The organism is Streptomyces lushanensis, from assembly GCF_001700515.1.
GTDB lineage: Bacteria > Actinomycetota > Actinomycetes > Streptomycetales > Streptomycetaceae > Streptomyces > Streptomyces lushanensis.
The window spans coordinates 1-2,845 of record NZ_MAUD01000339.1; the positions used below are offsets into that span (position 1 = coordinate 1).

3 protein-coding genes are annotated in these 2,845 nt (G+C 74.0%); 1 reads left to right on the top strand and 2 read right to left on the bottom strand.

The window, feature by feature from the left end; translation table 11 throughout:
* The coding region (locus BFF77_RS37150; RefSeq protein ID WP_245703701.1) for a CATRA conflict system CASPASE/TPR repeat-associated protein at nt 1–1,758 on the bottom strand (1,758 nt) is incomplete at its 3' end.
* Nucleotides 1,736–2,134, bottom strand: coding sequence for a CATRA system-associated protein (locus tag BFF77_RS25130; protein ID WP_141698520.1), 399 nt, complete (start codon nt 2,132–2,134; stop codon nt 1,736–1,738). The genes BFF77_RS25130 and BFF77_RS37150, both read right to left, overlap by 23 nt.
* A gap of 110 nt (nt 2,135–2,244) precedes the next feature.
* Here BFF77_RS25130 and BFF77_RS25135 point away from each other — a divergent pair, with 110 nt between their 5' ends.
* On the top strand, nt 2,245–2,784 hold the full coding sequence (locus tag BFF77_RS25135) for a caspase family protein (RefSeq protein ID WP_066953742.1): 540 nt from the start codon (nt 2,245–2,247) through the stop codon (nt 2,782–2,784).
* The last annotated feature ends 61 nt before the right edge of the window (nt 2,785–2,845 follow it).

The following is a 2,845-nucleotide window of genomic DNA, read 5'->3' on the forward strand; positions in this document are numbered from 1 at the left end:
GGTGATTCTGGAGATCGGCCGCAGTCGGCCGATCTCCAGAATCACCGTCCGCTCCGGGTAGGCGGTGAGGACCATGCCCAGCTCCAGCAGCACATTGGGGCGCGGCTGGAGCGTCGGCGCGGTCTCGTAGTCGTGTTCGTTGTCGGTGTGCAGTTCGGGATGGAGGTGGACGACGTCGTCCGGCGAGAGGATCACCAGCGCGGCCTGGGCCTGGGCGGGTGCCTGGGCCACCACGTCGCCGAGGAACGGTGCCGTGCTGCCGGTCGTCCGTACCAGCGACTCCCACTCCAGCGGGCGCAGGTCCAGGGCCCGCAGGAAGTCGAAGACCGCGGTCCGCAGCGCCCCGTCCCGGCCGTGCACCACGAACACGTTCCGCCGCGGCGACGCGGGCCCGCCCGTACCGGTGCGCACGGCCGGTGCCGGTACGGGTACGGGTACGGACATGGTGGCCGGTACGGGCAGCGGGGCCGGAGCCGGGTCCGGGGCGGGACGGCGGGCCGGGAGCCGGTCCACCGCTTCGGTGGCGAGCGCCCGCAGCTCGGCCGCCCTCTCCCGGCTCGCCTCGACGGTCCGGACATCGGCGTCGAGCTGGTCCATGAACCAGTCGGCCAGCGCGAGGTCGTCGTTGACCGGATCGTGGCCGCCGGGCGGCGGAAGGGAGCGGCCGAGCGCGCGGACCATGTTGTCCCGGGCCGCCTCCACGGCGCCGCGCATGTCCCGCAGATCGCCGACGACCGCGACCAGTTCCGCGTGTCCGGCGCGCAGCCGGGCCAGATACTCCTCGGCCGCGTCCTCGGCCGCGTCGTTGTTCTCGGCGGCCCCGTCCTTGCCCTCGCCGAACGCCGCGGCGGCGGTGATTTCACGCAGCCTGGCGAACACCTCGTCGAACCGCTCGGTTCGCGACCGGGGCCGCTGTGCCGCCTCCCACAGCCTCACCTGGTGGCGCACCTTCGCGGCGTTGACGAGATGGCGGGCGAAGGGCGGCGCGGCGGTGCCGCCGTCGGACCAGAGCCAGGCGCTGAGCCGCGCGTCGCCCGTCTCGGGGGCGAGCACGAGGAACCGTCGGAGCGGCGCCGGCTCCTGGCGCCGGGTCGGCTCCCAGAGCGCGAGCCCGCCGGTGACGCCCGTACCCCAGGACCACCAGTCCGGTGTGTCCGGTGTCTTCGGGCCCGGACCCGCGCCCAGCAGCGGTGCCAGCCCCCGGGCCAGCTCGGGATCCGCCGCCACCGGCCCGGCACCGGGCACCTTGGCCAGATACAGCCGCGCCTCGCCGAGCATCACATCGGCGGGTACGGACGCGCCCGGCACGGCTGCCGCGTCGGTGAGGCCCGGCACGGCTGCCGCCGCGTCGGCGCCCTCCGCCGCGCGGGCCGCCGTCGCGGCCCAGAGCCGCTCGGACCGGGTCCAGCCCGTATCGCCCGTAACTCCCGTACCGCCCGCACGGTCGGCGGCACCGCGCGGCGCGGCGAACAGCACGGAGAGATGGAGGACACCGCCCATGACCCGTAGCAGGCTCTGCCGGTCGCGGCCGGGATCCTCCTGGGCGGCCACCGGGCCGTCGGCGGGCAGCTCCGCCAGGTCCCGGGGCATCCGGTCCGGCAGCCCGGCCCCGTCGACGGGAAGGGACATCCCCAGGACGTCCCGGCAGCTCCGCCACAGCGCGTGCGTACGCCGGTACGCGGCCGGCGCGCCCGGACCTCGCAGGGGTGCGAAGAGATGGACCACGAACTCCTGGTCAACCACCGTGGGCGCGGTCACCGGTGCCTCCGCCCGGTGCCGGACCAGGTCCGGCACCGCCGATCCGGTGCACGATGTCCGCGGCCCGCTCGCGCTGTTCGTCCGGTGGCGGGCCCGGCGCCGGGCCGCCGGAGCCGAGCCTGATCACCCTGGCCGAGGCGATCAGCTCCAGGTCCGTCGTGGCCGCCGACAGTGCTTCCTGGTCCCCGTCCGCGAGGGCGCGGCCCACCTCGTCGAGCAGGACGCCGATCTCGGCCCAGCGCTCGGGCGGCAACCGCAGTTCCATGACTCCGGACATCAGGGAGACCAGCCGCTCCGATCGCTCCGGACCGTCGACGGACTCCGGCTCCGGCTCCGGCTCCGGCTCCGGCTCCGGGACACCCTGGTCCCGGTTCATGATGGTGTGCCATACGGTGTCACGGACCGATTGTATGGTCGCCACCGATCACCACGCGGGACAACCGGAAACCTCACCGAGGCCGCGACCTCACCCGGAGGGAAATCCCCATGAAGCGCGCGCTGCTGATCGGCAGTCAGACCGGTGGACTCACCGGCGTGCACACGGACGTCGAGGCCATGGACGCCGCGCTGACCTCACTGGGCTTCACCACGACCGTCGGCACCGGCACCGGCGCCACCGCCGCGGAGATCGTCGCGCGCTACCGGGGGCTGATCGAGGACACCGGCAGCCGGGACACGGCCGTCGTCTACTACTCCGGTCACGGCGGCCGGGAACGCAACCCGCCGGCAGCCGCCGGCCCCGGATCACCGCCGTGGATCCAGTACGTGCTGCCCACCGATTTCGACGACCGGTCGGGGAGCGGCGCGCGGTGCGTACTCGCCGAGGAACTGAGCCTGCTCCAACTGGAGCTCACGGAGAAGACACGCGATGTGACGGTCATCCTGGACTGCTGCCACGCCGCGCGGATGTCCCGCGACGCCGGCGCCGCTCAAGCCTCGACCACCCGTACTCGACGCTGCCGTTGGCCCTGGGGACGGCGCCGGCGTCGCGGGACATCCGCGCGGCGTGGCAGCAGTCCAGGATGACCGTCACATCGCGTGTCTTCTCCGTGAGCTCCAGTTGGAGCAGGCTCAGTTCCTCGGCGAG

What these genes read in the sequence shown, in the direction of transcription:
- BFF77_RS25135 (WP_066953742.1), top strand. Translation starts at nt 2,245, where the DNA reads ATGAAGCGCGCGCTGCTGATCGGCAGTCAGACCGGTGGACTCACCGGC.
- BFF77_RS25130 (WP_141698520.1), bottom strand. Translation starts at nt 2,134, where the DNA reads ATGAACCGGGACCAGGGTGTCCCGGAGCCGGAGCCGGAGCCGGAGCCG.